This window comes from Faecalibacterium sp. An122, assembly GCF_002160895.1.
Lineage (GTDB): Bacteria > Bacillota > Clostridia > Oscillospirales > Ruminococcaceae > Faecalibacterium.
The window spans coordinates 63,943-89,931 of sequence record NZ_NFLL01000005.1; the positions used below are offsets into that span (position 1 = coordinate 63,943).

A 25,989-nucleotide genomic window follows, 5' to 3' on the forward strand; every position below is an offset into this window, starting at 1 on the left:
ATCCCAGTATATATTAACGTAAAAGCCTCATTTTTTCAAGGGAAATGCACAAATTTGTCCAAACAAAATCGGCAGTTTTTAGCTGGTAGCGGCTGGATTTTATCTTGATTGTCTGGTATAATATTTTCGCATGCAGTGAACGTTACGCAAAAAACGAACAATGGGTATGCCCCGGGCTGCAGCGCCTGGGTTGAATCAAAACGGGAGGTAAATGAATCCATGAGCAAAAAGTATATCTACTACTTCAGCGAGGGAAACGACGCTTTCGGCGGCGATAAGACCACGATGAAGAACATTCTGGGCGGCAAGGGCTCCGGCCTGGCTGAGATGACCGCAGCCGGCATGCCTGTGCCCCAGGGCTTCACCATCACCACCGAGGCCTGCACCCAGTACTACGCTGACGGCCGTCAGCTGAACGACGCCCTGGTTGCTGACATCTTCGAGCACGTCAAGGGCCTGGAGGAGATCACCGGCAAGAAGTTCGGCGACAACTCCAACCCCCTGCTGGTGTCGGTCCGTTCCGGCGCCCGTCAGTCCATGCCCGGCATGATGGACACCATCCTGAACCTGGGTCTGAACGACGAGGCCGTTGAGGGCCTGGCCAAGAAGACCGGCAACCCCCGCTTTGCTTATGACTGCTACCGCCGCTTCGTGCAGATGTTCGCGGACGTCGTCATGATGGTTCCCAAGAGCCTGTTCGAGGTCGAAATCGACAAGATGAAGGAAGAGAAGGGCTACAAGACCGACGCAGACCTGACTGCTGAGGATCTGAAGGCTCTGGTCGCTGTCTTCAAGAAGATCTATGAGGACAACGAGGGCCGTCCCTTCCCCCAGGATCCCAAGGAGCAGCTGGTTGAGGCTGTCAAGGCCGTCTTCCGCAGCTGGGACAACCCCCGCGCCAACGTTTACCGCAAGATGAACGAGATCCCCTACGAGTGGGGCACTGCTGTCAACGTCCAGCAGATGGCCTTCGGCAACTCGGGCGACCGTTCGGGCACCGGTGTTGCATTCACCCGTGACCCCGCCACCGGCGCCAAGAAGCTGATGGGCGAGTACCTGATCAACGCACAGGGCGAGGACGTCGTCGCCGGCGTCCGCACTCCGTTCCCCATCAGCCATCTGCAGGAGCAGATGCCTGAGGTGTACGAGGAGTTCATCTCCATCGCCAACCGCCTGGAGAAGTACTTCCGCGACATGCAGGACATGGAGTTCACCATCGAGGATGGCCACCTGTATATGCTGCAGACCCGCAACGGCAAGCGTACCGCTCAGGCCGCTCTGCAGGTTGCCTGCGACCTGGTGGACGAGGGCATGATCACCGAGCAGGAGGCTGTCCTGCGCGTGGAGCCCAAGCAGCTGGACACCCTGCTGCATCCCCAGTTCGACGCCGCTGCCCTGAAGGCCGCTGAGGTCGTGGGCAAGGGCCTGGCTGCTTCTCCTGGTTCCGCTTGCGGCCAGATCGTCTTCAGCGCCGAGGAGGCCGAGGAGATGGTCAAGTCCGGCAAGATGAAGAAGGTCGTTCTGGTCCGTCTGGAGACCTCTCCCGAGGATATCGTCGGCATGCAGGTTTCTCAGGGCATCCTGACCGTCCGCGGCGGCATGACCAGCCACGCTGCTGTCGTTGCCCGTGGTATGGGCACCTGCTGCGTTTCCGGCTGCGGCAATGACAACGACGTCAAGATCGACGAGGAGGCCAAGACCTTCGAGATCAACGGCCACAAGTTTGTCAGCGGCGACTGGATCTCCATCGACGGCTCCACCGGCAACATCTACGCTGAGCAGATTGCCACCGTGGCTGCCACCGGCAACAAGAACTTCAACCGCTTCATGGGCTGGGCTGACGCTGCCCGCCAGATGCTGGTTATGACCAACGCCGACAACCCGCGCGACGCACAGCAGGCTGTGGACATGGGCGCCGAGGGCATCGGCCTGTGCCGTACCGAGCACATGTTCTTCGCTGAGGACCGCATCAAGGCTGTCCGTGAGATGATCTGCGCCCGCACCGTGGAGGCCCGCGAGGCTGCTCTGGCCAAGGTCGAGCCGTTCCAGCAGGGTGACTTCGAGGCCATGTACCGCATCATGGGCGAGCGTCCCATGACCATCCGTTACCTGGATCCCCCTCTGCACGAGTTCCTGCCCAGCAAGGACGAGGAGATCGCCGATCTGGCCAAGGATATGGGCATGACCTTCGAGGAGCTCAAGAACGTTGTTGAGAGCCTGCACGAGTTCAACCCCATGATGGGCCATCGTGGCTGCCGTCTGGCTGTCACCTACCCCGAGATCGCTGCTATGCAGACCCGTGCCGTCATCAAGGCTGCCCTGAAGGTCAGCGCTGAGACCGGCAAGATGATCACTCCTCACATCATGATCCCCCTGGTGGGCGAGGTCAAGGAGCTGAAGTTCGTCAAGGACGTGGTCGTGGAAGTCGCCGACAAGCTGATCGCTGAGGCCGGCGTCGACATGAAGTACCAGGTCGGTACCATGATCGAGATTCCTCGCGCTGCCCTGACCGCTGGCGAGATCGCTAAGGAAGCCGAGTTCTTCAGCTTCGGCACCAACGACCTGACCCAGATGACCTTCGGCTTCAGCCGTGACGACGCTGCCAAGTTCCTGGGCGCTTACTACGATCACAAGATCTACGAGAGCGATCCGTTCCAGCACCTGGATCAGATCGGTGTCGGCAAGCTGGTCAAGATGGCTGCTACCGATGGCCGCGCAACCCGTCCCGAGCTGGGCCTGGGCATCTGCGGCGAGCACGGCGGCGACCCCTCTTCTGTCGAGTTCTGCCACAACATCGGCCTGGACTACGTCAGCTGCTCTCCCTTCCGTGTGCCCATCGCCCGTCTGGCTGCCGCTCAGGCTGCCATCAAAAATCCGCGGAAATAAGAATTCCGCAGGTTTGGCGTGACGCCACCTAAAGGATAGAATATGCGCCCCTCCTGTCTGTAACAAGACGGGAGGGGCGCTTTTTGTTGCAGCCATGCTCCGGTGCGGCTTTGTGCGCAAAAAGGGCATGGATTTGTGAATGATGCGTGCCCTTCTATATATTGTGGCAAAAGGCTGTGCATGATATAATAAAACTATGAATCATTGCTGTTTTGGCGCCATAGAGTAAGAGTGAAGCAGAAGGAGCATGCGGCTCTGCTTTCGTGTTCCGGGCGCCGGGCAGCTGGAGCTTTGAAATCCTTATGCGGCAAAGGGTGGAGACGGGCATGGTCATGGATGGAAGAAGTACTTCATTGAAAAAGAAAGAGGAAGCTCTGGAGAAGGAACAGTGGACGGCGGCTGCCTGGGATATGCTGTATCTGGTTCAGTGCGGTATCAATTCCATCGTGCCAGACCCAGAGCGCATTGCGGAGATGAACCTGGAAAAGGTTTATGCCAGAAGCAAAAGCCAAAGTCTGGAAGTTTTGACCTATATGGCGCTGGAAAGCCTGATGAAGTCGGATCCGCAGGTTGCAATTCCAGATGAAACACAGGTGCTTCCCAGCTGGAGGGCTGCGAAAAACAAAGCCATCGCAAAGAATCTGATGATGGATGCCGCGCGGGAGCAGCTGTTTGCATTTCTGGAAGAGCGGGGGATTTGGCATGTGGCCCTAAAAGGCGTTGTGCTGTGCAATCTGTACCCCCAATACGGGATGCGGCAGATGGCGGATAATGACATCCTGTTTGACCCTTCGTTCCGGCAGGAGGTCCATGACTGGTTTGTGGAACAGGGATACGATGTGAAAAGCTTTTGTGAAGGTAATCACGACGAATATCACAAAAAGCCTATTTATAATTTTGAGATGCACATAACCCTGTTTCCTGAAAATTTGAATTTACCATTTACAAAGTACTACCTTACAGTGAAAGAAAAGCTACTTGCAGTACCAGGGAAGATGTTTGAATACAGTATGTCGGATGAGGATTTTTATTTATATACCATTGCGCATGAGTACAAACATTACGCTAATAGTGGAACAGGAATTCGTGCACTTCTGGATATAGCTGTCTGTAACCGTGTGAAAAACAATATGGATCGCAGCTATTTGGACAAAGAGCTATATAAAATGGGGCTCTTTGAATTTGAGCACGAGATGAGAGTGATTGCGCAAAAAGCATTAAATCTCAAAGTGGCCGTTTCGACAGTGGATGAAGTGCTTTCAGAGAAAGAAAAAGATATACTAAATGAATTGCTCTTCAACGGTACATATGGAAATGAACAAAAGTATTGGAAGAGTCAGATTCTAAGAGATCAGCCAGATAAAGAAGATATTTCTATAGGTGTTAAGGCCCAATACCTGATGCGCAGGCTGTTTCCGGATAGAGAGTATATGAAAATGTGGTGCCAACGATATGAGCCGTATTTTTTGCGGCATCGGTGGCTGATGCCGGTGGCTCCGGTCTGGAGAATTGGAAGAAGAATCCTGGAAAAGGGAAAAGATGTCAAAGACGAAGTGGATGCAGTCAGAAAGTTGTAAAGAGAAGACGCTGGTTTTAACGTATCATCTTTGATTTTTGGCGTTGCCGTGTGCCTGAACAGCCCAAAGCTGCATCTGGATCGCTTACGACAAGACAACGGGCATGACTTGAAAACATGGGTGATCCATGATAGAATATTTATACTTTGATACACTAAATTTTTCAATACGACAAACAAAAATTCCCTTTATTCTCAGGGTTCTGTGAACAGCGGATGCAGCTTGCTTTTTAGGGGAGACATGGCATGATGTGACGATTTCTCCGCGCGGCGTTTTGGGCTGCTGTTCCTGCAATCGGGTGCTGTCAATGGTCCGGGCGGGCTTGCGGTCTGCCGGGAGGCCAGCCTGGCTTGGTTGTCCGGTCAAGGTATCGCTGATTGTACTGCTATGCCTCAGGAAGCATGGTGATTACCGCCCGGGTGCGGGGGAAAGAAAGTTTGATACAGCAACTTTTTCAGGCCAGGGCGGCCGGCCTGAAAGAGCTGTGAGGATGAACGTATAAGGCTGCTTTCCCAGCGCAAAACGCGTAAGGGAGGCAGCTTTTTTGTTTCGTGATCCCCACCGAACGAATAAAACCGATGTTGAAATGTGAGGAGAAACCGTATGTCAAAACTTCAGCATGATGTAATGTTAAGAATTGCAAGGGTGCTGGATATCGTGTTGGTTACGCTGCCGTTTGCGGCATGCTGGGCATTCTACTATGAGCAGGAAGTTCAAATCTCCCTCACATGGATGGGAAACGCGGTCATCCTGCTGCTTTATGCAGTGCTGTTTGTTATGTTCGGCAAGGTGTACGATGCGTTCCAGGTGTCGATCCAGCGCATCTCGGAGCTTTGTTATAGCCAGGTGCTGGCGGCCATGGCGGCGGACGGTCTGATTTATATTGTGATCTGTTTGATGTCTGCAAAGGTTTGCAATCTGCTGCCCGGAATCGCGGCCATTGCGGGGCAATGCCTGGCGGCGGTAATCTGGTCGTATGGCGCCCATAAATGGTATTATGCCGTTTTTCCGCCCCAGCCCACGGCGGTGGTGTATGGCCGCCGCAAGGAAATCGAACAGCTGATTCAGGAGTACGATCTGGAATTGAAATACAATGTCCGGATGACGCTGAACATTGGGGAATGCCTGAAGGATTTGAGCGTTCTGGACTCCATGAAAACCGTTTTCCTGAGCGGGGTCAACAGCCACGATCGAAATGTAATCCTCAAGTACTGTATCCTGCACGATATTGACGTTTTTGTGATTCCGCGGGTGGGGGATATCATCATGAGCGGAGCGCACCAGATGCATATGTTTCATCTGCCGATGCTGCGCGTGGGCCGCTATATGGCGAACCCCGAATATCTGTTCATCAAGCGGATGCTGGATATTGTGCTGTCGCTGCTGGCTCTGGTTGTCACCAGTCCGATTTTCCTTGTGACGTCCATTGCCGTGAAATCCGACGGCGGGCCTGCGTTTTATAAACAGGTTCGTCTGACAAAAGACGGCAAGACCTTTGAAATCCTGAAGTTCCGCAGCATGCGGGTGGATGCGGAGAAAGACGGTGTGGCCCGGCTGTCCACCGGAGATAAAGACGACCGCATCACTCCAGTGGGCCACATCATACGGAAACTGCGGATCGATGAGCTGCCCCAGCTGATCAATATTCTGAAAGGCGATTTGTCCATCTGCGGACCCCGTCCGGAGCGCCCTGAGATCGCGGCGCAGTATTGTGAGGAGATGCCTGAATTTGCGCTGCGGCTGCAGGCGAAAGCCGGCCTGACCGGATATGCGCAGGTATATGGCAAGTACAATACGACGCCCTATGACAAGCTTCAGATGGACCTGATGTACATAGCGCATCCCAGCGTGATCGAGGATCTCAAAATCATGCTGGCCACCATTAAGGTGTTGTTTTTGCCCGAAAGCACCGAGGGCATCGACGAAGGACAGACGACGGCCATGAAGGGCGGGACGGAGTGACTTTTTGGAATTCCAACGCGTTCTTTTTGGGGTTTTGGAGAGAGGAAGGAATGCTCCATGAAGAAAGTGCTGCTGGTAACGCTCTCAGACAACGCAGATCACCAGGATACCGCCTTTGGAATGTATGAGGAGCTGAAAAAGAGAAAGGACTGGGATGTCTACCTGCTCTGCATCCGCACCCCCAAGGTGGAGCTTCAGACGTCGGACCACACCTGGCTGATTGACTGCCCCGAGCGCCCCGGTGTGACCCAAAAGACCTTCAATCTGCCCCTGCTGTTTTCGGTGATGCATCGCGTCCGGAAGGCGCATTTTGATGCCATTTACTTTGAAAGTCTGCACACATGGAATCTGCCGCTGATGATGTTTTCCGGCAAAGCGAAGACCTATCAGGTGGTGCATGAGGTGATCCCGCACGAGGGCGACAGCCAGGTCAAGATGGTGGATCTGATGAACAAGGCTGTGGTCAAGCTGACAGACACCATCGTCCTGCGCAATAAAACCTATATTAATGAGATGATCAAGCGGTACAAAATCACCCCCGAGCGCTTGAAATACCTGGAACTGTGGCGGAGATATCCCCAATATACGGCGCCGGTGCACAGCGGCCGGGCGCTGTTCTTTGGACGGATCAACCCCTACAAGGGCGCGGACAATTTGCTGGAGATCATCAGGCTGTGCCCGGATATCCAATTTGACGTGATCGGGCGGGTGGACCCACAGATGAAGGAAGTTGCCCAGCAGCTCGCCAAGGAACCCAACGTAAAACTGAACAACGACTATGTCACCGATCAGGAAATGCAGGACGCGTTTATCAACTGTGATTGGGTGATCCTGCCGTACAATTCGGCCTCTCAGTCGGGCGTGATCATCGACGCCTATAAATACAGCCGGCCGGTGATCGCCTTTGCAGTGGGTGCTATTCCGGAGCAGGTAGACGACGGCAAGAGCGGCTATCTTGTGGAGCCGGGCAACAATCCGAAGTTTGCGGAAAAGCTGAAGGAAGCGGTCAGCCTGAGCCATGAAGCATACGATGCCATCAGCCGGTATTCGTATCAGTACGGCAGCGAAAAATACGCGGCCAGCGGCGCGGTGGAACGCTTTATGGAGTTGCTGAATCAGTAAGGTGGTTTGATATGTGGAATAGACTGAAACGATATTTTATATTGCTCCGTATATTTTTGATAGGAGGATACGCAAGAGCTGAATATTTAAAGAAAAAGCAGTATTTTAAAGCGATTGGTGACCATGTTTATCTTCAACCATATAATTTTGGAACGGAACCGCATTTGATTTCATTTGGAGATAATGTTCATGTAGCAAGTGGAGTCACATTCATTAATCATGATATCATTTGTATGATGCTCAATCATATGGATAAAAATCATCACTATAAGTTGCGCCAGGGCAGTATTACAATTGGAAATAATGTTTTTATTGGCGCGAAGAGTACTATACTTTATGATGTGAAAATCGGTGATAATGTCATAATTGGCGCAGGGAGCCTTGTGAATAAAGATATTCCGGATGGAGTGATTGCTGCGGGGGTGCCATGTAAAGTGATTGGAAAATTTGAAGAATATCAGCGAAAATTATTAGAGGAAGATTTGAAATGAACTTCGGTAAAAGCCCTCTGGTGGTGGCTTTGTATCTGCTGCAGTTTTATGAAACGGGATACAATAACAAGAGGTGGGAACAGGGCATACCAAGTGGGTTGCGTGTAAAAGAGCCAAATCCCTCTATGAATGGCGTAACTAGCCACACGTGTCTCTCTACAACAACTATTACGACCTGTCGACGAATGATGTGACTTTGGAGCGAAATTGTCATTGATAAAGATAGTGAACGATTGCGAACCGAATGGCTGCTGCAGTGGTATTGTGTAAGTGGTTGATCATTTTGAGGAGTATATGAATTAAGAAGGAGAGATAAAATATATGCATCCTAAAGTTTTGATTATCGCTACAACGCCATATAGTACAAGTGACAGCAGCAGGACGCTGGATGCATATTTTCATTATTGGGAAAAAGATCGGGTGGCACAGATATTTAGCAGAAACTGGATTCCCAATAAAGGGCATTGTGGAGAGATGTATCAAATTACGGATGCCAGTTTGCTGAAAAAATGGCTGCATAAAACGGTTGATGTGGGAAGAATCTATCAATATGATGAAATGCGAGACCAAGATGGAAACGAAATGATCAAAGACAGCTCGGCAGTAAGCTTGAGCTATAAAATAGGAGAAAAACATTTACCCAGTATAGAAATTTTGAGAGCTTTGCTCTGGCGAAAAAAATTTTGGTGTACGCAGAAATTAATTGAATGGCTGGATGAATTTAAACCGGAATGCATCGTTTATAACTTTAGCAATCATCTTTTCACGCAGCAGATTGCCCTGTTTGTTGCGGAACGCTACAGAATTCCGATCATAGTCATTATTGGTGATAATTATTACTTTGATGAAATAAAATCGAGATCACCGTTTTATAAACTGTTTCGCTTGCGGTTTAAAAAATGGACGGAACGTATACTTGCGTCGGGCTGCAGCGCTGTGTATTGCAGTGACAAAATCAAAGAACTATATAATAATTATTTCCATATTCATGGAGAGACCGTTTATTTTAGTTCTTCTTTGAAAAGAAGAGAATTTCGTCCAATCAATGTGAAGAATCCATACATTGTGTATTTTGGAAGCATTCGGCTGGGCAGAAACCTGGCTTTGCTGGACATTGCAAAGGCGCTGTCCAAAATAGATGCAAGCTATAAGCTGGCCGTATACTCAAATGAAAACGACGAAAATATTTATGGGGTATTGAAAGATGCGCCGAATATAATTTACGGTGGATCAATTCCTTACAGTCAGGTGCAAAAGAAAATAGCAGAAAGTGATATTTTTGTTATTGCAGAGGGCTTTAGAGAAGAGGATATTTCGCTGACAAGATACTCGTTGTCTACCAAAGCCTCGGATGGACTAGCGAGCGGAGTTGCCATTCTAACCTATGGGCCAGAAGAGGCAGGTGTTGTAGAGTATATGGAGACGACCGGAGCTTCTATGGTATGTACAGATCCGGACCGGTTGGAAGACAGCATTAGAAAACTGATAAATAATGTTGACCTGCAAAGATTGTATTATCAGAAAGCAATCAATGTTACTGAGGAACATCATACCATCAAAGCCAGTACGGAAAAATTTGAGTCAATTGTAGATAAAGCGGTTAGAAATTATGATTTTAAGAGGTAATTCATGCTAGTATATGGAGTAGTTATAGCCCTGACTCTTTTTGTATATCTATTTGCCAATGACCTGCATTACACGAAACGTGAAGTTGATCGTATAACAATCGTCTTTTTTTTCACTGCATACCTGCTTTTGTTGTGCTTAAGGGATTATAGTGTTGGCGTTGATACATATGGATATGTTGAGGAATATGAATATACGAGGCTGTTGGGCTGGGGAGCTGCGATGGATTATGGAGATGAGGAAATAGGTTTTAAAATTTTTCGGATGATCGTACAGTGCTTTGGAGGCGCAAGGTTATTTGTTTCAATCGCAGCGATTTTAATCGTGGTTCCCGTTATGTACCTTTATCAGAAGGAAGCAGAGGGATCGATCATTTGTATTTCGTTTTTTCTGATTTCACTGCTTTTTGAAATGTTTTTTTCGGGGATGCGCCAGAGTATTGCGATTGCTCTTGGCGTTCCGGCTTATTATTGCGTAAAAAAGAATCTTAAAATTAAATACTTGCTGATTATAGCATTGGCATGCTCTTTTCATAGATCTGCAGTGGTCCTTTTGCTTCTGTATCCAACTTACCATTTACGCATCACAAAAAGATGGCTCTGGGCTATTATTCCGTCAATGGCGTTTATAGTATGGCAAAGAGACTTGCTGCTAGGATGGATTTTTCAATTGGCAGGAGAGGAATATACATATAAATATTCTTATTTGACCGGTGATTCAGGCCAAGTAAAGCTGATGATTTTGTTTATGATGATCTCAATATATGGTTATGTGGTTCTTGACGAAAAAAAGGCAGGAAAAGAGGATATAGGACCTCGTAATATTCTGCTTTTGGCAACATGCATTCATTTGTTTACACCTCTTCATCCCACGATTTCAAGAATAAACTACTATTTTATATTGTTTATTCCAGTGGCGATTAGTCGAATTAATAATAGATGCACCAAACAGATGTGTGAATTAAGAACAATTGCAACAGCTGTTATGCCGATGTTCTTTATTTTTTACTTTTTTGTGTTTAAAGACGATTCACTGAATGTTATGGATTATAGATTTTTCTTTTTATAAGGGAACTTTTATGAAAATATTGCAGATGAATTGCTGGCTGAATGCGGGAAGCACAGGAAAAATTGTTCATGCCATTGATGATTATATAAAAAGCCGAGGCGATGATTCTTATGTTGTGTATGGATTGGGGGATAAATCGTCAAATCCGAATGAATTCAGAACAACACCCAAATTGGTAAGAAAAGCCCAATCATTTCGGTCGAGAATCACTGGATATCCTTATGGCGGTTGCATATGGGGGACAAGCGCTGCAGTTGGATTTTTAAAGAAAACCAAACCGGACTTGGTACATATCCATTGTATTAATGGATATATGGTAAATATCTATAAAGTTTTGAGCTTTCTCAAAGAGAATAAAATTCCCACTGTGATAACGAATCACGCTGAATTTATGTACACTGGTGGATGCACTCACGCTGTTGAATGCGAAAAATGGAAAACAGGGTGTTTTTCATGTAAAAAACTATGTGCGGAGCACCCGATTTCGTATTTTTTTGATCAAACAAACCGTGAATGGAACTTGATGAAGGAAGCGTATTTTGGGTTTGAGAAATTGTATGTATGTAATGTTTCAGACTGGTTGACAGAACGTGCAAGACAGTCACTGTTTTATAAAGGTTATCCGGTTGAAACAGTATACAATGGTGTTGATACAGAAATTTTTCATTATACAGGGAAAAAGAGCTGTGAGCAAGCGGGAGTAAAACGCCCGCTTATAATTCACGTTACACCAAATTTCTATGATAAAATTAAAGGAGGTCATTATGTTATAGAGATGGGTAGGCGTTGTCCGGAAATGGATTTTTTGGTGATTGGAAGTAAAGCAAGGAGCGAATTAAAACTTCCTCCCAATATTAGATTTATGGGACAAGTTTCCGATCAGAGTGTGTTGGCTCAAATGTACTCAAATGCAGATGTTTGCTTGCTGACGAGTATGCGTGAAACATTTAGTATGGTTACAGCTGAAAGCCTGTGCTGTGGAACACCTGTTGTTGGCTTTGAAGCTGGAGGGCCAGAAAGCATAGCATTAAAAGAATACAGTATCTTTGTAGATCAAGGGAATGTTGATGCGATGGAAAATGCGCTTAGAACAATGGTGAAAAGAAAAACAGACAAAGAGCGCATTTCAAATGAAGCTGCTTGCAGGTACAGCAAAGACGAGATGTGTCAGCAGTATTATAAAATCTATAAAAAATTGATTGGAACATAATAAGAGCGTTTTGTATGTGTGAGTGAAGGAGATAATTTAATTGCAATGAAGTCTATCGGAATTATCACACATTATTACAATAGCAAAAATTATGGCGGAGTTCTTCAGGCTTATGCGCTGTGCTGGTTTTTAAAAAATCAGGGGTATGATGCCGAACAAATTCAATTTGATAAAGAAAAAGGACAAAGTTTTAAACATTGGGCAGGAAATCGATATCGTGAATTTTTGCGCCTTTTTGATGAAATTAGGTATAAAAAAATTTATGAGCAGATTCGTAGAAGAGAAAAAGCATTTAAAGTTTTTCGAGATAGACAAATTCCACATAGCGAAAAAGTTTTTTCTCAACGCACCCTAAAGGAATTGGCTAAAGAATATAAAGTGTTTATTACGGGAAGCGACCAGGTGTGGCACCCGAATGCAGTATGTGATGCATATCTTCTTGACTTTGGAGTGGACCATATCAAGAAAATATCTTACGCTGCAAGTATTGCAAAAAATAACCTGACGGAATGTGAACTGAAAAGATATAAAAAAGCACTTTTAGATTATTGCGCAATTTCTGTAAGAGAAAGAGATGCGGTTGAAATTCTTCAGCCAATTGCACCAGTGTGTGTGAAATGGGTGGTAGATCCCGTTTTCCTTCTAAGAAAAACAGAATGGGAAAAAGTGATTGATAAGAAGCCAATCTCGGATCGGTATGTTTTCTGTTACTTTCTTGGATCGGACATCGACGCAAGAGAACTTGCACAGGAGTATGCAAAGAACAATAATCTCAAAGTAAAGTCGATTGCGTTTCCAAATGGTGAGGTAAATGAATGGGAACTTAATTTTGGGGATGAAAGTATTGCAGATGCCTCTCCTGAGAATTTCGTTGAACTGATCCAAGGTGCAGAAATGGTATTTACAGATAGTTTTCATGCGATGGCGTTCTCGTTGTTGTTTGAAAAGCAATTTTTGGTGTTTAAACGAGACTGGCATTCTTCTATGGAATCGAGAATTGTTTCTTTGGCAGAATTGTTCGGTGTTTCGGATCATTTTTGCAATACAAAAAATAAAATGACATATGACTATATTGAAAATTTGATGGTCATTGATTATTCGAAGAAATTTGATTGTTTTGAAAAAATGAGAACAGAGTCAATTGCGTTTTTATTGGATAGTATAAATAATTGCGTGAGAGAGGACAAGAAATGAATCAAAGGAAATTTGGTTCGATTATTTCATATATTCAAATGTTTCTCGGCGTAATAATCAGTTTGATTTATACGCCGTATATGATAAATAAGCTGGGCCAGAGTGAATACGGCCTATATAACACGGTCGCATCAACGATATCGATGATGTCGATTCTAAGCTTGGGGTTTAATAGTAGCTACATAAGATATTACTCAAGATATAAAGAAGAGAATGATACAGAAAGTATCTGGAAATTAAATGGACTGTTTATTTTAATCTTTACTATTATTGGTTTTGTGGCTCTTGCCTGCGGGATTTATATATCCCGACACTTGGAAATCGTTTTCAAAAGTGGATTGACGGATGACGAATATACACTCGCTCAGAATTTGTTGGTTTTATTGACGATTAATTTGGCTGTCTCCTTTCCGATGAGCGTATTTGGAGACATTATAAGTGCACATGAACAGTTCATATTTTTAAAACTGCTTGGAGTTGTTAAAACTGTTTGCAGTCCGTTACTGACAATCCCTTTGCTGTTTGCCGGCTTCCGTTCGATCGCGATTGTTGCGAGTACCATGGCTTTGTCGCTTTTCACAGATATTGTATATCTAATTTTTGTAATTGGATATTTGAAGGAGAAATTTGTTTTTCGAGATTTGAGCAAAAAATTGTTTAAAGAAATTTTTGTTTATACTTCATTTATTGCCGTCAATATGGTTGTTGATCAAATCAACTGGAATATTGATAAGATTCTGTTGGCTCGATTCAAGGGAACGGTTGCGGTTGCTGTTTACTCGATAGGCTATACGCTGAATAATTATTACAGCATGATTTCTACAGCAATATCTGGCGTTTTTACGCCGTTGGTTCATAAAATAGTCAATGAGACATATTGCGATTTGAAAGCTCAAAAGAAACGGCTTACAGATTTGTTTGTGCGTGTGGGGCGAATTCAGCTGTTCATTCTGGCGCTGATTGCATCGGGGCTGATCTTTTTTGGCAAACCGTTTGTTAGATTTTGGGCTGGTGAAGGCTATCAGGAAGCTTACTATGTCGTATTGCTGCTGGCGCTGCCTGCTACGATTCCATTGATTCAGAATGTTGGTATTGAAATTCAGCGTGCAGAGAATAAACATAAATTTCGTTCCATTGTTTATTTGATTATGGCACTGCTTAATTTGGGCGTTTCGGTTGTTTTCTGTCAATGGTGGGGCGCAGTGGGAAGCGCATTGGGAACGGCTATATCCCTTGTTGTCGCAAATGGCTTTATAATGAATTGGTATTACCAAAAAGCATGCAATATAGATGTTGTCGAGTTTTGGAAAAATGTTTTGAATGTGGCCAAGGGATTTATTGTGCCAATCCTGTTTGGGATATATATCCTGTTGTTTGTGCAATTTGATTCCTTTTTAAAATTGATAGGGTGGATTGTAGGATATAGTTTTGTATATTGCATAAGTATTTGGGTGCTTAGTATGAATTCGTACGAAAAAAATTTGGTTGTCAGACCAGTTGAACAGATTGCCGAGAAGATACACAAAAAGCTTTTTTAGAGTAAGGGTAGAGAGATGATAGAAATCATTCAGAAAGCAATGTGCGTTGGCTGCTATGCTTGCTGCAGCTGCTGCCCGCAACAATGTATATCTATGGAAGAAGATGGAGAAGGGTTTAAATATCCATCTGTAAATAAATCAAAATGTATAAACTGCAACAAGTGTGAGACCGTTTGCCCAGTGATTCACAGCGCTCCGACGCAGGATTTTTCTGAGATTTCTTTCGCGGCATATTCTAAAGATGAGGTCATAAGAAGTCAAAGCTCTTCAGGCGGTGTGTTTTCTGTTTTGGCAGAAGCGGTTATAAACCAGGGCGGTGTGGTCTTTGGGGCTGCTTTTGATAGAGAATTTCAAGTGCATCATATTGGAATTACGTCAACCGATGATCTGAAATTTCTTAGAGGCTCAAAGTATATTCAAAGCAGAATAGAGGATACATATAAAGAGATCAAAGAAATCTTAAAAACAGATCGAAAGGTTTATTTTTCAGGGACACCATGCCAAGTTGACGGATTGAAAAATTTTCTTGGAAAAGAATATGATAACCTGCTGACACAGGATATTATTTGTCATGGTGTTTCTTCACCCGTCGTGTGGGAAAAGTATTTAAACTATGTTAAGGACAAAATTCATTCAGATATAAAGCACATTACTTTTAGAGATAAAACCTTTGGGTGGAATAAATATGCGGTAAAAATTGAAGGCAAAAATGGAACGGAAGAAAAGAGTACATTTTTAGAAAATGAAATGATGAAAGCATACTTGAGAAATGTATGTTTAAGGCCGTCATGTTACAATTGTCCAAGCAAAGGATTAAAGAGAAGCAGCGATATAACATTGGCTGATTTTTGGGCTGTCAATGATTATATTAAAGGATTTGACGATAATAAAGGAATTGATTTGGTTGTTTGCCATTCTGAAAAAGGCGCAAAATTCTGGAAAGAGGTAGTTCCTTTACTGGTATGCCGTGAGGTAGATATACAGGCCGCATCTGGAAATTTTTCGATGAATTGTTCTTCGCGACTGCCCAAGTACAGAGATGATTTTATGCATTCACTGGAGAACCATACGTTTGCCGATGCGGTTAAACGATATTGTTCGATTCCTTTGTCCGAGAGAATCTATACGAAAATTAAATTGGGGATCAAAAAAGTGAGCAGGAGAAAATAAAAATGTCTGTTTTCAATAACGCTACCCTCATGATCACCGGTGGCACCGGTTCCTTTGGATCCACGGTTCTCAAGCAATTCCTCGATTCCGACCTTCGTGAAATCCGCATCTTCTCCCGTGACGAAAAGAAACAGGATGACATGCGGCATGAGCTCCAGGCAAAGCATCCTGAAAGCGCGGGTAAAGTGAAGTTCTATATCGGGGATGTCCGCAACCTGCAGTCCATCCGTGATGCCATGCCTGGTGTTGACTACATTTTCCATGCGGCAGCTCTGAAACAGGTTCCCAGCTGCGAATTTTTCCCGATGGAGGCTGTTCGCACGAATATCATTGGTACGGACAACTTGCTCCATGCTGCTATTGATGCAGGAGTCAAGCGTGTGGTTTGCCTCTCTACCGACAAGGCCGCCTATCCCATCAATGCCATGGGTATCTCCAAGGCTATGATGGAGCATGTCATCTATGCAAACGCTCGGGTGGCTGCTGAACGTGGTGGTACAACTATCTGCTGCACCCGGTACGGCAATGTTATGTGCAGCCGCGGCAGCGTGATCCCGCTGTTCATCGATCAGATCAAGGCGGGCAACCCCATCACCATCACCGACCCCAACATGACCCGGTTTTTGATGAACCTGGATGAGGCTGTAGATCTGGTGATGTTCGCGTTCCAGCACGCCAACCCTGGGGACCTGTTTATCCAGAAGGCGGACGCCTCCACCATCGGTGACCTGGCCAAAGCGGTACAGCAGCTGTTTGGCGATACGGGTACACAGATCATCGGAACCCGTCATGGCGAGAAGCTGTATGAAACTCTTATGACCCGGGAAGAGCGGCTTCGCAGCGAGGATATGGGGCATTATTTCCGCGTAGCTGCAGATAACCGTGACCTGAACTACGACAAGTTTGTGGTGAAGGGCGAAGTGCATACCATGGCGGATGAGGCCTATACCAGCCACAACACCAACCGTCTGGACGTCGAGGGTACGGTGAAGAAGATTCTGACCACTGATTATGTGCAGGAGGCACTGAAAACTTGGGAGGAACACAAGGCATGAACGTCCTGGTTACCGGTGCCAAAGGTTTTGTGGGCAAAAATTTGGTCTGTAATTTACGCAATATTGCAGAGGGAAAGAACCGGACCCGCCCAAAGCTGACCATTGGCGAGATCTATGAATATGATCTGGATACTGACCCGGCTTTACTGGACAAGTTTTGCGCTGGGGCGGATTTTGTGTTCAACCTGGCTGGCGTCAACCGGCCCAAGGACCAGAGCGAGTTCATGGAGGGAAATTTTGGCTTTGCATCGGATTTGCTGGAAAAGCTGGAAAAGCATGGCAACAAGTGCCCGGTGATGTTGTCCAGCTCCATCCAGGCTACCCTGATTGGACGGTATGGGCAGAGCGATTACGGTAAAAGCAAACTTGCAGGCGAAGAACTTTTCTTTGAATACAGCAGGGAAACCGGCGCGCCGATCCTGGTCTATCGCTTCCCGAATCTCTTTGGCAAGTGGTGCAGGCCCAACTATAACAGCGTGGTGGCGACCTTCTGCAACAACATTGCGAACGATCTTCCCATTCAGGTGAATGATCGCTCCACCGAGCTGGAGTTTGTCTATATTGATGATCTGGTAGAGGAAATGCTGGATGCCTTGGAGGGCAAAGAACATCGTTGCGAGTTCTCCGGGCTGGATGCTGTGGCCAAAGAAAATGGCCGCTACTGTTATGTTCCTGTAACGTCGAAAGCAACACTGGGGGAAATTGTAGACCTGCTGGAATCCTTTAAGGAACAGCCCAGGACATTGGTGATGCCGGAAATTCCGGCAGGCAGTTTTGCCAAGAAACTTTACAGCACCTATCTGTCTTACCTTCCCAAAAAAGCGGTATGTGTTCCGCTGAAAATGAATGTGGATGATCGCGGCAGCTTTACGGAGTTGCTCAAAACCGCCCATTGCGGCCAGGTGTCGGTTAATATTTCCAAGCCTGGAATTACAAAAGGCCAGCACTGGCATAATTCCAAGTGGGAGTTTTTCATGGTAGTCAGCGGCCATGGGCTGATTCAGGAGCGAAAAATCGGTACCGATGAGGTAATGGAGTTTGAAGTCAGCGGGGATAAGATAGAAGCTGTACATATGCTGCCGGGTTATACCCACAATATTATCAACCTTAGCGACACCGAAAATCTGGTGACAGTTATGTGGGCCAATGAGACTTTTGATCCACAGCATCCGGACACATTCTTTGAGAAGGTGAAAGAATGAGCAAACAACAGCATCTTGTAATTCTGGGAGCAGGCGGCTACGGCCGTACTGTGGCCGACCTGGCGGTGTAGTCCGGGGAATTTGAAACGATTTCTTTCCTGGATGACAACAGTACAGCCAGTGACGTGTTGGGCAAATGCGCAGAGTATGAAAAGTATCTGAATGGCGAGACGGTGTTTTATCCGGCTTTTGGAAACAATAAAGGTCGGATGAACTGGCTTCTCCGTCTGCAAGAAACAGGATGCAGGCTGTTGACTCTGGTACATCCCACAGCTTATGTAAGTCCTAAATCGGTGATTGAAGAGGGAACAGTGGTTTTGCCCCATGCCGTCGTCAATACCGGCGTACATGTAGGGAAGGGCTGTATCATCAACTGCAGCAGTATCATCGACCATGGCTGTTGGATTGAGGATGGGGTCCATATTTGTCTGGGAGCCATCGTCAAGGCAGAAAACCAGATCGAAGCACTCCGAAAAATCGAGGCGGGAGAAGTGATTGAAGCACGGACTTTCCCGGTAGGAGGATATAGATGAGCGATTATAGCAACGTATCGTTTCAGAATAACGGCAAATTAAAATTGCTGATCATCGTAGGAACTCGCCCTGAAATCATTCGGCTTTCTGCGGTGATCCATAAGACCCGCAAGTATTTTGATGTGATTTTGGCTCATACTGGCCAGAACTACGATTACAACCTCAATGGGATTTTTTTCCGGGATTTGGAACTGGCAGATCCGGAGGTTTATCTGGATGCCGTAGGTGCAGATCTTGGAGAGACCATGGGCAATATCATTTCAGAGTCCTACAAACTGATGGTGGCCACTCAGCCGGATGCAGTTCTGGTGTTGGGGGATACCAACAGCTGCTTGTCTGTGATTGGCGCCAAGCGCTTGCACATTCCTATTTTCCACATGGAAGCAGGCAACCGGTGCAAGGACGAGTGCCTGCCGGAGGAGACCAACCGCCGGATCGTGGATATCATTTCCGATGTGAATATGGCCTACTCGGAACATGCCCGGCGCTATCTGGCAGATACCGGTTTGCCCAAAGAGCGCACCTATGTGACCGGTTCTCCAATGGCAGAAGTGCTTCACAAAAACCTGGCTAAGATCGAGGCTTCCGATATCCATGCCCGCCTGGGGTTGGAAAAGGGCAGGTATATCCTGCTTTCGGCCCATCGGGAAGAAAACATTGATACCGAGAAGAATTTTGTTTCCCTCTTCACAGCGATCAATCAGATGGCAGAAAAGTATGATATGCCGATTCTGTACTCCTGTCATCCCCGCAGCCGCAAGCGTCTGGAAGCATCTGGATTCCAGCTGGACAAGCGAGTGATTCAGCATGAACCGCTGGGCTTCCATGACTATAACTGCCTTCAGATGAATGCATTCTGTGTGGTCAGTGACAGCGGCACACTGCCCGAGGAAAGCAGCTTTTTCACCAGTGTGGGACATCCGTTCCCGGCGGTTTGCATCCGTACCAGCACAGAGCGACCGGAAGCACTGGATAAGGGCGATTTTATTCTGGCCGGCATTGACACTGACAGCCTTTTGCAGGCGGTGGACGTAGCGGTCGAGATGAATAAAAACAACGACCTGGGGATTCCGGTGCCGGATTATACCGATGAAAATGTCTCGGACAAAGTGGTGAAGATCATCCAGAGTTATACCGGCGTGGTTAATAAGATGGTGTGGAGAAAAAGCCAATGATTATCACGAAAACGCCTTTTCGAATGTCTTTCTTTGGCGGCGGAACAGACTTGGAGGACTTTTTTAAAAAATACGGTGGAGCAGTACTTTCCACTACGTTTGATAAGTACTGCTATGTGACCGTGCGCCATTTGCCGCGCTTTTTCGATTACTCTACAGAACTGTCCTATTCTAAGATTGAACGTGTGACAAGCATTGATGATATTCAGCATCCTGCGATTCGAAATGCAATGAAAATGCTGGATATGCATGAAATTCGTCTTACATACGAGGCGGATCTTCCGGCGCGTTCTGGTTTGGGAACGTCCAGTTCTTTTGCAGTCGGTATGCTGAATGCTTTTTATGCACTAAAAGGAAAGTATGTGGATAAAAAGAGGCTGGCGGATGAAGCAATTTACCTTGAGCGAACGCTTTGTCAGGAAGCTGGCGGATGGCAAGACCAGATTGCAGCGTCTTTTGGCGGGTTTAACCGCATCAATTTTAATGCGGAAGGTTATGAGATTTTGCCTGTAATTATCTCACCAGAGCGAAAAAAGCAGCTCAATGATCATTTGATGATGTTTTTTACCGGCTTTACCCGGCTTTCGTCGGAGGTGCAGAAAGTCAATGCAGCTGGAAGACAGGATAAAACCGCTCAACTCAGAGAGATGCTGGCATTGGTCGATGATGCAGAACGTGTGCTGACCGATAAGAACGCGGATCTGGATGACTTTGGGCGGATGCTTGATCATTCATGGAAACTAAAACGACAGACAGGAGCTGCAGTTTCTACCAGCAGCATTGATGATTTGTACGCGAAGGGAATTGCTGCCGGCGCGCTTGGTGGAAAATTGCTGGGTGCTGGCGGCGGAGGATTTCTTGTATTTTATGTCCGGCCAGAACGTCAGGATTCGGTGCGTTGGGCGATGCGGGATCTGATGCATATTCCGTTTGAGTTTGAGAATGGCGGAACAAGGGTGATCCATTATACGCCGGAAACATATGAACCCAAGGATTGAATTCAAGTAAGGATGGTTTGAGATGAAAACAGTCATCATGGCTGGAGGCAAAGGAACACGGATTTCTTCCATCGCAAACGATATCCCAAAGCCGATGATTCAAATAGAAGGGAAGCCTGTTCTTGAGCATGAGTTGGAGTGCCTCCGCGATCAAGGATTCACGGATATAATTCTGACGGTGTCCCATCTTGGAAATGTCATTATGGACTATTTTGGGGATGGAACGAAAATTTCCCCCGCGACCGGAAAGCCGTTTGGAGTCCATATCGAATATTACTTTGAGGAAAAACCGCTGGGCAATGCAGGCGCACTGTTTAAAATAAAGGATAAACTGGATTCGGATTTTCTTCTGCTGAATGCAGACTCTGTCTTTCATGTGGATTTCAATCGTTTTGTAGATTTCCACAGAGAACACAGAGGCCTGGTTACACTCTTTACTCATCCCAATAGTCACCCTTACGACAGCGGGCTCATTATAACGGACCAAAACGGGGCCGTCAGTCAGTGGCTGACCAAAGAGGACAACCGGCCCAGATATTACCGGAATCGTGTGAATGCCGGACTGCACGTTATCAATCCGGATGCATTGAATCTGTCAGGGATCGATGCCGATCAAGTCGGCACAGCAGGTGAAAACGGGAAAATTCTCAAGGTTGACCTGGATCGGCAGATTCTCAAACCTCTGGCAGGAACCGGAAAGATGTTTTGCTATGACAGCCCTGAATATGTAAAAGATATGGGCACGCCGGAGCGTTATGCTTCGGTGTGCGCGGACTACAAGGCTGGACGTATTTTGGAAAAAAACTTGAAACACAAGCAGAAGGCAATATTTCTTGACCGGGATGGGACGATCAATAAATATGTAGGATTTCTTCGTAATATAGACGAGTTTGAATTGACGGATGGCGCGGCAGACGCTGTCCGCACAATCAATCGCTCCGGATATCTGGCGATCGTTGTTACCAACCAGCCGGTTGTCGCACGTGGAGAGGTGTCTTTTGAGGAATTGGAAGAAATCCATAACAAGATGGAGACGCTTCTGGGAAAAGAGGGCGCGTATCTGGATGCAATTTATTTTTGTCCGCATCATCCGGACAGAGGATATGAAGGCGAGCGGCCTGATCTGAAATTCGACTGCGAATGCCGCAAGCCCAAGCCCGGAATGCTTCTGAAAGCCGCAAAAGATTTTAATATTGATCTGGCGAAATCCTGGATGGTTGGCGATGGCGAAAATGATGTCAAGGCGGGACAAAATGCGGGCTGTCAGACAGCTTTGATTGGAAGCAAGGATTATGGTCAAACCGTGACGGTGTCGTCGTTGAAGGACTTTGCGGATCGATATCTGAAACAGGAGGAGGTCTTGTGAAATGCGTGAACTGGAAAAGCGGTTGATAAAACACATGGACCTGCTGCTGACAAGATATCCGGCTCTGGAGCCTGCAAAAGATGACATCATTGCGGCATATCTTTTGATAGAAGAATGCTATGAGAATGGCGGCAAATTGCTTGTGGCTGGCAATGGCGGTTCCGCCGCCGATGCAGAGCATATTGTTGGCGAACTGATGAAAGGCTTTAAAATGCCACGTAAACCCAAAGCGGAGTTTGCAGAAAAGCTTGTTGCAGGAAATCAGGAGCTGGGGCCGCTCTTGGCTGAAAAGTTGCAGGGGGCGCTTCCGGCCATTGCACTGGATGGACATCTGGCATTGTCTACAGCCTACATGAATGACTGTGAACCTTTGCTATGCTTTGCGCAGCAGGTGAATGGTTATGGCAGGGCTGGAGATGTGTTTTTGGGGATTTCTACAAGTGGCAACAGCAAAAATATCTTATATGCAGCAGTAACTGCACGCGCCAAAGGAATAAAAGTTGTCGGTTTGACCGGAATGAAGGCCAGTAAACTGGATCCGATGTGCGATGTGTGCATTAAGGTGGCTCAGACAGAAACGTACATGATTCAAGAGCTGCACCTGCCGATTTATCATTGCCTCTGTTTGATGCTGGAGGATCGGTTTTTTGCGGAGTAAGGGGGCGTGAACAAAATCTGGACCAAGAGCTTGAAAAGATCTGTGGTCTACAGATTTCTTCTATTTTTGATATAGCTGCTGCTATAATAGGCAAGAAGCCATTACGCTGTATTCCTTTCATATGTATCCTTTCTACTGGATTGTTTGGTCGCTGTTCAGTATAAAGGATTTGAAAGGTTTTGGGTAATGGCTTTTTGTTTTGGCCTGGATTTGGCTATTTCTGCTGAACGCGAAAAATGTCCAGCGAACTTGCAACTTTTCAGTAAATATATTCTGCTTTATCTTGTGGCAAAAGATGGTACATGTTATAATGAAGCGCCGAATTAAGGCAATTTTGACAGCAGTCGGAAAGACGATGGAGGCTTGGCATGGATCAAGAAAAATATCTTATCCTCATCAATGGGCAGGATAAAACCGATGCGATTGCTTCGTTTCGGATGGAAGGCCAATACTGCGAGATTATCTATGCCAATTCTCCCAAAGCGTATCATTATCGGCGGGATAAAGTGCAGATTTTGGAACTGCAGCAGCGCTTGAATCCGGATGATTGGATTGTGGAGGCGGGAAATCATTCCCTGAACGATCTGGACGAGATTCTGGATTATGGCAGCTGGTATCGTTTTGTCCGGGCAGGACAAAAGGCTGTCTCGTGTCCCAAGGCGGATGTTTTGTTTCACCGGAACTGCCTGACGGATCAGTGGGTGCAGTCTCTCTTTGCCTATTTTAAGGAGACCGCCGGAGCGGTCGGACTGACGGTTGACAATGGTGTAAATCTGCTGAGCGCCCAATATGAACGGTGCAAGCGGATTGATAGTGAAACGGCGCTGGCCTGCTATCTGGATCCGGACATCAAGCCCCAAAAGCGCGATTTGCCCGGCGTCATTCTGTATCCGTTTGGCTTGAATCAGAGCCAAAAGATTGCGGTGGAACACGCCCTGTCCTCGCAGGTGAGCATCATCCAGGGCCCACCGGGAACGGGAAAGACCCAAACCATTCTGAATATTATCGCCAATGCGGTCCGGAACGGGAAAACGGTGGCGGTTGTTTCCAACAACAACGCCGCCACCCTCAACGTGGCCGAGAAAATGGAGGCCAAGGGCCTCTCGTTTCTCACCGCCTTTTTGGGCAGCCGGGCCAATAAAGAGCATTTTCTGGAAACCCAGACCGGGGAGTATCCCAATATGGAGTCCTGGGTGCTGGAGCCGGAAGAACAGCAGCGTCTGGCAAAGACCGTTGCGCAGCTGTCGCAGGAATTGAATCAGCGCCTGGATGCCAAGAACCGGATTGCGGCCATTCAGCAGGAACTGCTGGAATTGACCCCGGAAGAGCACAACTTTACATCCTATTATGAGAATGTAGGACAGGCTTTTCAGGGCCAGATCAAAAACTTATCGGCCCAGGAAACCCTGTCTCTGTGGCTGGAGTATGAGGCTCATGCAGAAAATGGGAAACGGCTGGGCCTGCTGAAAAAGTTCTCGATTTGGCTTCGGTTCAACCGCAGCGCCCTGACGATTTTTGGTCAGGCTCCGGAAGTGGTCATTCCTTATCTTCAGCGGCAATTTTACCAGCTGCGCCGTCAGGAGCTGACGGATGAAAGAGAGCACCTGGAAAAGATGCTGGAACACTATTCCTTCGATGAGAAAATGGAGGAATTGACAGACCTGTCCCTGTGCCTGTTTCGGGCAGAGCTGAGCCGGCGGTTCCGCTGGAAAGGAAAGCGGCCCTGTTTTGATGGGAAGAGCTTTTGGGGGGATCCCGGCAAAGTCAACGCAGCATATCCGGTGATCCTGAGCACGACCCATTCCATCAAGGGAACGCTGCATCCCGATCATGTTTATGACTATCTAATTGTGGATGAGGCCTCGCAGGTGGATCTGGCCACCGGCGTGCTTGCTCTCTCCTGTGCAAAGAATGTGGTGATTGTGGGCGACTTCCAGCAGCTTCCCAATGTTCTGGACGGCGATACCATTCAAAAGAGTGAGGCGGTCTGGAACCAGTGTTCTTTGCCGGAGGCCTACCGTTTCTCGACCCACAGCCTGCTTGCCTCTGCGCTGGAAGTGTGGAAGGATGCGCCGATGGTACTCTTGCGGGAGCATTACCGCTGCCATCCCAAAATCATCAATTTCTGCAATCAGAAATTCTATGGGGGCAAACTGATCGTCATGACCGAGGACCACGGAGAACCCGATGTCCTGACCATGTACAAGACGCCCCAGGGCAATCACGCCCGGGGACACCTGAACCAGCGTCAGATTGACGTGATGCGGGAAGAAGTGCTGCCCAGGCTGAAAAAGCAGGGATACGACCAGATTGGAATTATCACTCCCTATCGGGATCAGGTGGCGGCCATCCAGACCCAGCTGGGCGAAGAATGGGAAGTGGCAACCGTCCACGAATTCCAGGGCCGCGAAAAGGAAGCCATTGTACTGACTTCGGTGGACAATGTGATCACCCAGTTTGTGGACGATCCCCATATGCTCAACGTGGCCGTGTCACGGGCGGTGCGGTCCCTTGCGGTGATTACCTCCAGCGATCCGCGGAACGACACAACCAACTATGGCGAGCTGACCCGCTATATTCAGTACAACAACTGCGAAGTGGTGAACAGCGCGGTTTACTCGGTGTTTGACCTGCTCTACAAGGGCTATGCGGAACAGCGCCGGGTGTATCTGCAAAAGCACAGACGGATTTCAGACTACGACTCCGAAAATCTGCTCTATACCGTCCTTGAAGGAATACTCCAGAAAGAACCGTTTGCTTCGGTGGACTGCGCCGTCCATGTGTCGGTCAATCACTTGATCCGGGATTACAGCCTCTTGACCGAGGAGGAAGCTGTTTACGCCCGGAATCCCCTGACCCATGTGGACTTTCTGCTGTTCCGGCGGGTGGATAAATCGCCGGTGCTGGCCGTGGAGGTGGATGGAACCGCATTCCATGCAGCCGGCAGCGTACAGGCCCGGCGAGACGAGAAAAAGAATCGTATCTTTGCGCGGTGCGGAATTCCCTTGCTGCGCCTTCGGTCCGATGAGAGCGAAGAGGCCCTTCGGATCGAACAGGCTCTGGAACAGGCGCTGAAAGGAAACTGAAACCACACAACAACAGATAGCAAAAGCCTCCTGTGGTAAGAGAAGCTACCACAGGAGGCCTTTTTGTTGTCG

19 protein-coding genes are annotated in these 25,989 nt (G+C 47.3%); all 19 read left to right on the forward strand.

Annotated features, from left to right (window positions below; all coding sequences use genetic code 11):
• Positions 1–219: 219 nt before the first annotated feature.
• The 19 genes from ppdK (at position 220) to B5E67_RS05450 (ending at position 25,917) form a co-directional block, all read left to right on the forward strand.
• Entirely contained in the window at positions 220–2,886 is a 2,667-nt protein-coding gene (gene ppdK, locus B5E67_RS05360; protein WP_087247776.1) for a pyruvate, phosphate dikinase, read from the forward strand.
• A gap of 326 nt (positions 2,887–3,212) precedes the next feature.
• Positions 3,213–4,463: a nucleotidyltransferase family protein gene (locus tag B5E67_RS05365; protein WP_158098849.1), complete on the forward strand. Its 1,251-nt coding sequence runs from the start codon at positions 3,213–3,215 to the stop codon at positions 4,461–4,463.
• A gap of 603 nt (positions 4,464–5,066) precedes the next feature.
• Entirely contained in the window at positions 5,067–6,425 is a 1,359-nt protein-coding gene (locus B5E67_RS05370) for an exopolysaccharide biosynthesis polyprenyl glycosylphosphotransferase (protein ID WP_087383613.1), read from the forward strand.
• A gap of 57 nt (positions 6,426–6,482) precedes the next feature.
• Complete coding sequence (locus B5E67_RS05375) at positions 6,483–7,547, forward strand: glycosyltransferase family 4 protein (RefSeq protein ID WP_087383617.1); 1,065 nt, start codon at positions 6,483–6,485, stop codon at positions 7,545–7,547.
• Positions 7,548–7,558: 11 nt separating this feature from the next.
• On the forward strand, positions 7,559–8,038 hold the full coding sequence (locus B5E67_RS05380) for an acyltransferase (protein WP_087383620.1): 480 nt from the start codon (positions 7,559–7,561) through the stop codon (positions 8,036–8,038).
• Between the two features lie 321 nt (positions 8,039–8,359).
• A complete protein-coding gene (locus B5E67_RS05385; RefSeq protein ID WP_087383623.1) occupies positions 8,360–9,664 on the forward strand; it encodes a hypothetical protein in 1,305 nt (434 codons plus the stop codon).
• 3 nt (positions 9,665–9,667) lie between these two features.
• On the forward strand, positions 9,668–10,732 hold the full coding sequence (locus B5E67_RS05390; protein ID WP_087383626.1) for an EpsG family protein: 1,065 nt from the start codon (positions 9,668–9,670) through the stop codon (positions 10,730–10,732).
• Between the two features lie 10 nt (positions 10,733–10,742).
• Positions 10,743–11,942 carry a glycosyltransferase gene (locus B5E67_RS05395; RefSeq protein WP_158098850.1) on the forward strand — a complete coding sequence of 400 codons (1,200 nt, stop codon included), beginning with the start codon at positions 10,743–10,745 and terminating at the stop codon, positions 11,940–11,942.
• Between the two features lie 18 nt (positions 11,943–11,960).
• Positions 11,961–13,136, forward strand: a complete 1,176-nt coding sequence (locus B5E67_RS05400) for a polysaccharide pyruvyl transferase family protein (RefSeq protein ID WP_143405387.1) — start codon at positions 11,961–11,963, stop codon at positions 13,134–13,136.
• Positions 13,133–14,674: an oligosaccharide flippase family protein gene (locus B5E67_RS05405; protein ID WP_087383635.1), complete on the forward strand. Its 1,542-nt coding sequence runs from the start codon at positions 13,133–13,135 to the stop codon at positions 14,672–14,674. Before B5E67_RS05400 ends, B5E67_RS05405 begins: the two co-directional genes overlap by 4 nt.
• Positions 14,675–14,689: 15 nt before the next feature.
• Positions 14,690–15,844 (forward strand): Coenzyme F420 hydrogenase/dehydrogenase, beta subunit C-terminal domain, encoded by a 1,155-nt coding sequence (locus tag B5E67_RS05410; RefSeq protein ID WP_087383637.1) that lies wholly within the window; start codon positions 14,690–14,692, stop codon positions 15,842–15,844.
• A gap of 2 nt (positions 15,845–15,846) precedes the next feature.
• Positions 15,847–16,899, forward strand: a complete 1,053-nt coding sequence (locus B5E67_RS05415; RefSeq protein WP_087383640.1) for a polysaccharide biosynthesis protein — start codon at positions 15,847–15,849, stop codon at positions 16,897–16,899.
• Entirely contained in the window at positions 16,896–18,101 is a 1,206-nt protein-coding gene (locus tag B5E67_RS05420; protein WP_087383643.1) for a capsular polysaccharide biosynthesis protein CapF, read from the forward strand. The genes B5E67_RS05415 and B5E67_RS05420 overlap by 4 nt, the downstream gene beginning before the upstream one ends.
• 251 nt (positions 18,102–18,352) lie before the next feature.
• Positions 18,353–18,634 (forward strand): hypothetical protein, encoded by a 282-nt coding sequence (locus B5E67_RS15705; RefSeq protein ID WP_204246528.1) that lies wholly within the window; start codon positions 18,353–18,355, stop codon positions 18,632–18,634.
• Entirely contained in the window at positions 18,631–19,809 is a 1,179-nt protein-coding gene (gene wecB / locus B5E67_RS05430) for a UDP-N-acetylglucosamine 2-epimerase (non-hydrolyzing) (RefSeq protein ID WP_087383646.1), read from the forward strand. The genes B5E67_RS15705 and wecB overlap by 4 nt, the downstream gene beginning before the upstream one ends.
• Entirely contained in the window at positions 19,806–20,807 is a 1,002-nt protein-coding gene (locus tag B5E67_RS05435) for a kinase (protein ID WP_087383649.1), read from the forward strand. The genes wecB and B5E67_RS05435 overlap by 4 nt, the downstream gene beginning before the upstream one ends.
• A gap of 22 nt (positions 20,808–20,829) precedes the next feature.
• Complete coding sequence (gene gmhB / locus B5E67_RS05440; protein ID WP_087383651.1) at positions 20,830–22,173, forward strand: D-glycero-beta-D-manno-heptose 1,7-bisphosphate 7-phosphatase; 1,344 nt, start codon at positions 20,830–20,832, stop codon at positions 22,171–22,173.
• Position 22,174: 1 nt separating this feature from the next.
• The gene (locus B5E67_RS05445; RefSeq protein WP_087383654.1) at positions 22,175–22,831 is read left to right on the forward strand and encodes an SIS domain-containing protein; all 657 of its coding nucleotides are present in this window, start codon (positions 22,175–22,177) and stop codon (positions 22,829–22,831) included.
• 368 nt (positions 22,832–23,199) lie between these two features.
• Positions 23,200–25,917 carry an AAA domain-containing protein gene (locus tag B5E67_RS05450; protein WP_087383657.1) on the forward strand — a complete coding sequence of 906 codons (2,718 nt, stop codon included), beginning with the start codon at positions 23,200–23,202 and terminating at the stop codon, positions 25,915–25,917.
• Positions 25,918–25,989: the final 72 nt, after the last annotated feature.

Excerpts from the sequence above, each read along its gene's own strand:
- wecB (WP_087383646.1), top strand. The coding sequence starts at position 18,631 with ATGAGCGATTATAGCAACGTATCGTTTCAGAATAACGGCAAATTAAAA.
- B5E67_RS05450 (WP_087383657.1), top strand. The coding sequence starts at position 23,200 with ATGGATCAAGAAAAATATCTTATCCTCATCAATGGGCAGGATAAAACC.
- B5E67_RS05395 (WP_158098850.1), top strand. The coding sequence starts at position 10,743 with ATGAAAATATTGCAGATGAATTGCTGGCTGAATGCGGGAAGCACAGGA.
- B5E67_RS05365 (WP_158098849.1), top strand. The coding sequence starts at position 3,213 with ATGGTCATGGATGGAAGAAGTACTTCATTGAAAAAGAAAGAGGAAGCT.
- ppdK (WP_087247776.1), top strand. The coding sequence starts at position 220 with ATGAGCAAAAAGTATATCTACTACTTCAGCGAGGGAAACGACGCTTTC.
- B5E67_RS05435 (WP_087383649.1), top strand. The coding sequence starts at position 19,806 with ATGATTATCACGAAAACGCCTTTTCGAATGTCTTTCTTTGGCGGCGGA.
- B5E67_RS05375 (WP_087383617.1), top strand. The coding sequence starts at position 6,483 with ATGAAGAAAGTGCTGCTGGTAACGCTCTCAGACAACGCAGATCACCAG.
- B5E67_RS05445 (WP_087383654.1), top strand. The coding sequence starts at position 22,175 with ATGCGTGAACTGGAAAAGCGGTTGATAAAACACATGGACCTGCTGCTG.
- B5E67_RS05380 (WP_087383620.1), top strand. The coding sequence starts at position 7,559 with ATGTGGAATAGACTGAAACGATATTTTATATTGCTCCGTATATTTTTG.
- gmhB (WP_087383651.1), top strand. The coding sequence starts at position 20,830 with ATGAAAACAGTCATCATGGCTGGAGGCAAAGGAACACGGATTTCTTCC.
- B5E67_RS05390 (WP_087383626.1), top strand. The coding sequence starts at position 9,668 with ATGCTAGTATATGGAGTAGTTATAGCCCTGACTCTTTTTGTATATCTA.
- B5E67_RS05410 (WP_087383637.1), top strand. The coding sequence starts at position 14,690 with ATGATAGAAATCATTCAGAAAGCAATGTGCGTTGGCTGCTATGCTTGC.
- B5E67_RS05405 (WP_087383635.1), top strand. The coding sequence starts at position 13,133 with ATGAATCAAAGGAAATTTGGTTCGATTATTTCATATATTCAAATGTTT.
- B5E67_RS05420 (WP_087383643.1), top strand. The coding sequence starts at position 16,896 with ATGAACGTCCTGGTTACCGGTGCCAAAGGTTTTGTGGGCAAAAATTTG.
- B5E67_RS05415 (WP_087383640.1), top strand. The coding sequence starts at position 15,847 with ATGTCTGTTTTCAATAACGCTACCCTCATGATCACCGGTGGCACCGGT.
- B5E67_RS05370 (WP_087383613.1), top strand. The coding sequence starts at position 5,067 with ATGTCAAAACTTCAGCATGATGTAATGTTAAGAATTGCAAGGGTGCTG.
- B5E67_RS05385 (WP_087383623.1), top strand. The coding sequence starts at position 8,360 with ATGCATCCTAAAGTTTTGATTATCGCTACAACGCCATATAGTACAAGT.